The following is a 4,757-nucleotide window of genomic DNA, read 5'->3' as shown; positions in this document are numbered from 1 at the left end:
TTAACTGTTCGCTATGTCTCCGAACAAAGTGTTCGCGATGTCCCCGGTCCATACAGGGAGAGGGCTAGGGTGAGGGGCTTTTGACTTTACCGACGATCAGCGTTCTCAATCGAGATCTGGTCATTCAAGGTCCAGAAGTCATACAGCACGCCAATCAGGAAGAAACCGCCCGTCAGCAGGTAGAGGATCCCGGTGATCCACTTGCCCATGTACATGCGGTGCACGCCAAACACACCCAGGAACGTCAGCAGGATCCACGCCACGTTGTAGTCCGTGCTCCCCGCGGTAAAGCGCAGGTCGGCTTCACGGTCCATGCTCGGGATCAGGAACAAGTCGATCAGCCAGCCGATCCCCAACAAACCAAACGTGAAAAACCAGATAGTCCCGGTCACCGGCTTGCCGTAATAGAAGCGGTGCGCCCCCAAGAAACCAAAAATCCAGAGCAAATAACCCAGCACCTTGCTGTGGGTATCATGCTGTGTTGCGTCTCGATAGCCGCTCATAAATGCCCTCTTTGCCAGTGATAGAAAAAATTTCTGATTTTTTTTGTGACTTTTTTACTGTCTCGTAACAGGTAAAAGTGTCTTACAAAAAAACGCTCAAAGCCTTGTCCTACCTGACCTGTACCGTTTTCCTGTGACAATTTGTCACCGCCTTACGCCCTTTTGACCCTCAAGTCGAGTCGACAAACGGCCTGAGAAAGGACAAAAAAGCTGTTATAAAGTTTCGCGCTAATAACCATTGAGCCCTGCCGAATGCGTCCTTTATTCAAGACATGGCTAACCATTTGCCTTTTAATGCCACTGGCCGCCCACGCCACCAACCGTGAGCAACATCTTCCGTCCGGCTTCACTGGCTACACCGCAAAGTCATCTGCGAGTGCGCCTTATGTTGCCACTAACAGCAAAACCAAGGCTGTATCACGCCCAATAGCGAGTAAAGCCCACCGCAAGGCCCCCGGCAAAATTGCCACTGCTTCATTGGCTGCCGCCAACAAGCAAAGCAGTGCCGTACTGAGCCGTGCCGTGAATGTGTTGGGTACTCCTTATCGTTGGGGCGGTAGCAGCCCAAGTAAAGGGTTTGATTGCAGCGGTTTGGTGAAATATGCGTTTAACGACGTAAAAGCCGTTAATTTGCCGCGCAGTTCCAGCGAAATGGCCAGCGGCCATGGGCAAAAAGTGGAACGCAAGGATTTGAAGCCGGGCGACTTGCTGTTTTTTAACATCAAGAGCCGCACGGTCAACCACGTCGCCATTTATCTGGGCAACGACCGGTTTATCCACGCGCCGCGCCGCGGCAAGTCGGTGACCATCGACACCCTGAAAAAGCCTTACTGGCAGAGCCACTACGTGGTTGCCAAGCGCGTGCTGCCTAAAGAGACCCTGCGGGTCGCTCAGCGCTAAACCCTGTGGGAGCGGGCTTGCTCGCGATGCGGACAACGCGGTTTATCTATTAACCGCATTGATCCAATCGCGAGCAAGCCCGCTCCCACAAGGGTTGGCGCTAATCTATCAAGCCGTTTTCCTTCAGCCGCTTCAGGCTCATCTCCAGTGTCTGCATCCCTGCCGCCGCGCCGGTCTGGATCGCCGAGACCATCTGCGCCACTTTGTTTTCCCGGATCAGGTTACGAATCGCAGGCGTAGCCAGCATGATTTCGTGCGCCGCAACCCGGCCTCCCCCCACCCGTTTGACCAATGTTTGCGCAATCACGCCTTGCAGTGATTCAGACAGCATCGTGCGCACCATGGCCTTTTCATCGGCCGCGAACACGTCAATGATGCGGTCGACGGCTTTGGCCGCTGATGCGGTGTGCAACGTCGCCAGCACCAAGTGCCCGGTTTCTGCTGCCGTCAGCGCCAAGCGGATGGTCTCCAGGTCGCGCAGCTCTCCGAGCATGATCACGTCCGGGTCTTCACGCAGCGCCGACCGTAGCGCCGCCGCCACGCTGTGGGTGTCGCGGTGCACTTCGCGCTGGTTGATCAGGCACTGGCGGGGCGCGTGCAGGTACTCAATCGGGTCTTCGATGGTAAGGATGTGCTGTTGGCGAGTTGCGTTGATGTGATCAATCATTGCGGCCAGGGTGGTGCTCTTGCCCGAGCCCGTTGCGCCGGTGACCAGTACCAGCCCCTGTGACAGGCCACAGAGCCCTTTAAACACCTCACCCAACCCCAACCCTTCCAGGCTGGGGACTTGCGCCGTAATGCTGCGAAACACCGCTCCAGCTCCGCGCTGCTGCTCAAAGGCATTGACCCGAAAGCGTCCCAGTCCGGGCACTGCGTATGAAAAATCTGCTTCGTGGGCGGATTCAAAGGCTGAACGTTGTGCGCTATTCATCACGCTGTGGATAAGTTCACGCACCGCGGCCGGGGTCAGCACCGGCAGGTCGCGGCGTTGTATTTCTCCGTCCACCCGTAGCATGGGCGCGACGCCTGCTGACAGGTGCAGGTCTGAAGCCCCGTGTTTGACGCTGAACGCCAACAGGTCGGCGATATCCATACCCCCTCCCAATTCCAGTAGAATGCCGCAGACTTTTCCAACGGCGGGCTTAATTGAATGTCCACGATAGCAGGCAACATTGCTCAGGTTGAGGCGCGTATCCGTGCAGCGGCAGAGGCTGTGCAACGTGATGTAACGAGCATTCACTTACTCGCGGTCAGCAAGACCAAACCCGCAGCCGCCTTGCGCGAGGCGTACGCCGCCGGCATTCGCGATTTTGGCGAGAATTATCTGCAAGAAGCCCGTGCCAAACAGGTCGAATTAACCGACCTGCCCTTGAGTTGGCACTTCATCGGCCCCATTCAATCGAACAAGACGCGTGAGATCGCTGAGCATTTTGCGTGGGTGCATTCCGTAGACCGCTTGAAGATTGCCCAGCGCCTCTCGGAGCAACGCCCGGCCGACTTGCCGCCGCTCAATATCTGCATTCAGGTCAATGTCAGCGGTGAGGCCAGCAAGTCAGGCTGCACGCCCGAGGACTTGCCAGCCCTGGCGGCGGCAATCCAGGCGTTGCCACGTTTGACGTTGCGCGGTTTGATGGCGATTCCGGAACCCACCGAGGTGCGCGCCGAGCAAGACGCCGCGTTTGCCAAGGTACGATCATTGCAACAAAGCCTGAACATGGGGCTCGATACACTCTCCATGGGCATGAGCCACGACCTGGAGTCGGCCATTGCCCAAGGCGCGACGTGGGTGCGTATCGGCACCGCGTTGTTTGGCGCCCGCGATTACGGCCAGGCTTGAGACACTCGCCCAACTTTTATAAGGATCGGTTATGAGCACAACGCGTATTGCCTTTATCGGGGCCGGAAACATGGCTTCCAGCCTGATCGGCGGCCTGCGGGCCAAAGGTCTGGATGCTGCACAGATCCGCGCCTGCGATCCCGGCGCCGAGACCCGGGCCAAGGTCGCGGCCGAGCACGGCATTGAGGTATTCGCTGACAACGCGCAGGCCGTGCAAGACGCTGACGTGATCGTGATTGCGGTTAAACCGCAAGCCATGAAGGCCGTGTGCCTGGACCTGCGCCCGCACCTTAAACCGCATCAACTGTTGGTGTCGGTAGCTGCCGGTATCACCAGCGCCAGCCTGCTGAACTGGGTCGGCGCACAGCCGCTGGTTCGCTGCATGCCAAACACTCCGGCCTTGCTGGGCAAGGGCGTGAGCGGCCTGTTCGCCACGGAGTCGGTGACCGCCGAACAGCGTCAGCAAGCCGACGAGCTGCTGTCTGCCGTGGGCATCGTGGTATGGGTCGACACTGAAGCACAGATCGACGCCGTGACCGCCGTGTCGGGCAGCGGCCCGGCGTATTTCTTCCTGCTGATCGAAGCCATGACCGCCGCTGGCGTCAAGCTCGGCCTGCCCCGTGAAGTGGCCGAACAACTGGCGCAACACACCTCGCTGGGGGCTGCCCACATGGCCGTGTCCAGCGGCATCGACGCGGCTGAGCTGCGCCGCCGGGTGACCTCACCTGCGGGCACCACCGAAGCGGCGATCAAGTCCTTCCAGGCTGACGGCTTTGAAGCCATCGTCGAAAAAGCATTGAGTGCCGCAGCGCACCGCTCGGCCGAAATGGCCGAACAATTGGGTCAATAAAGGAGCACATGATGTCTGGACTTAATGGCGCTGCCATTTTTGTGATTCAAACCCTGGGTAGCCTCTACCTGCTGATCGTGCTGCTGCGTTTTATCCTGCAACTGGTCCGCGCCAACTTCTACAACCCGCTGTGCCAGTTCACCGTGCGCGCCACGCAACCGCTGCTCAAGCCGATGCGCCGGGTGATCCCGAGCCTGTTCGGGCTGGACATGTCTTCGCTGGTGCTGGCCATTCTGGTGCAGATGGTGATTTTCGCCGTGGTCCTGACGCTGAGCTACATGTCCTTCAACATCCTCGGGCTGCTGGCCTGGGCGCTGATTGGCGTGTTTACGCTGTTTTTGAAGGTGTTCTTCTTCGCCATCATCATCAGCGTGATCCTTTCGTGGGTTGCACCGGGCGGCGCCAGCCCGGCCGCTGAGCTGGTCAACCAGATCACCGAGCCCGCCCTGGCACCGTTCCGCCGTATGCTGCCGAGCATGGGCGGCCTGGATATCTCGCCGATTCTGGCGTTCATGGTCATCCAGTTGCTGCAAAGCTACGTCATCCCGCCTTTGGCGATGTACGTCGGCATGCCGGTCGTGCTGTTCGGTCTGATCTAACGAAAAAACCTGTAGGAGCGAGCTTGTCTCGCGATCTTTTAAAACATCAAAAGATCGCGAGACAAGCT

At 58.4% G+C, this 4,757-nt stretch carries 6 protein-coding genes; 4 read left to right on the top strand and 2 right to left on the bottom strand.

Going from position 1 to position 4,757, the window contains the following annotated elements; all coding sequences use genetic code 11:
* Positions 1–86: 86 nt before the first annotated feature.
* Positions 87–503, bottom strand: coding sequence for an NINE protein (locus AAEZ03_RS25525; RefSeq protein ID WP_048370954.1), 417 nt, complete (start codon positions 501–503; stop codon positions 87–89).
* Between the two features lie 252 nt (positions 504–755).
* On the opposite strand from AAEZ03_RS25525, the gene AAEZ03_RS25520 reads away from it, so the two are divergent.
* On the top strand, positions 756–1,403 hold the full coding sequence (locus AAEZ03_RS25520; protein ID WP_350582465.1) for a C40 family peptidase: 648 nt from the start codon (positions 756–758) through the stop codon (positions 1,401–1,403).
* 100 nt (positions 1,404–1,503) lie between these two features.
* On the opposite strand, the gene AAEZ03_RS25515 is transcribed toward AAEZ03_RS25520, so the two are convergent.
* Positions 1,504–2,496, bottom strand: coding sequence for a type IV pilus twitching motility protein PilT (locus tag AAEZ03_RS25515; protein WP_350582462.1), 993 nt, complete (start codon positions 2,494–2,496; stop codon positions 1,504–1,506).
* Positions 2,497–2,553: 57 nt separating this feature from the next.
* Here AAEZ03_RS25515 and AAEZ03_RS25510 point away from each other — a divergent pair, with 57 nt between their 5' ends.
* Genes AAEZ03_RS25510 through AAEZ03_RS25500 form a run of 3 tightly spaced genes read left to right on the top strand, consistent with a single transcriptional unit; the run spans position 2,554 to position 4,689 of the window.
* Positions 2,554–3,240, top strand: a complete 687-nt coding sequence (locus AAEZ03_RS25510) for a YggS family pyridoxal phosphate-dependent enzyme (protein WP_048385085.1) — start codon at positions 2,554–2,556, stop codon at positions 3,238–3,240.
* A 31-nt stretch (positions 3,241–3,271) separates the two neighbouring features.
* Positions 3,272–4,090, top strand: coding sequence for a pyrroline-5-carboxylate reductase (gene proC, locus AAEZ03_RS25505; RefSeq protein ID WP_153335309.1), 819 nt, complete (start codon positions 3,272–3,274; stop codon positions 4,088–4,090).
* Between the two features lie 11 nt (positions 4,091–4,101).
* Positions 4,102–4,689, top strand: a complete 588-nt coding sequence (locus tag AAEZ03_RS25500) for a YggT family protein (protein WP_048370963.1) — start codon at positions 4,102–4,104, stop codon at positions 4,687–4,689.
* Positions 4,690–4,757 lie beyond the last annotated feature (68 nt).

This window comes from Pseudomonas sp. HY2-MNA-CIBAN-0224 (genome assembly GCF_040310285.1).
Lineage (GTDB): Bacteria > Pseudomonadota > Gammaproteobacteria > Pseudomonadales > Pseudomonadaceae > Aquipseudomonas > Aquipseudomonas helleri.
Note: the sequence above shows the minus strand (reverse complement) of the source record. Positions and strands in the feature narration are given on the sequence as shown.

Coding starts and splice junctions, on each gene's coding strand:
- AAEZ03_RS25500 (WP_048370963.1), top strand. CDS start 4,102: ATGTCTGGACTTAATGGCGCTGCCATTTTTGTGATTCAAACCCTGGGT.
- AAEZ03_RS25510 (WP_048385085.1), top strand. CDS start 2,554: ATGTCCACGATAGCAGGCAACATTGCTCAGGTTGAGGCGCGTATCCGT.
- AAEZ03_RS25520 (WP_350582465.1), top strand. CDS start 756: ATGCGTCCTTTATTCAAGACATGGCTAACCATTTGCCTTTTAATGCCA.
- AAEZ03_RS25515 (WP_350582462.1), bottom strand. CDS start 2,496: ATGGATATCGCCGACCTGTTGGCGTTCAGCGTCAAACACGGGGCTTCA.
- proC (WP_153335309.1), top strand. CDS start 3,272: ATGAGCACAACGCGTATTGCCTTTATCGGGGCCGGAAACATGGCTTCC.
- AAEZ03_RS25525 (WP_048370954.1), bottom strand. CDS start 503: ATGAGCGGCTATCGAGACGCAACACAGCATGATACCCACAGCAAGGTG.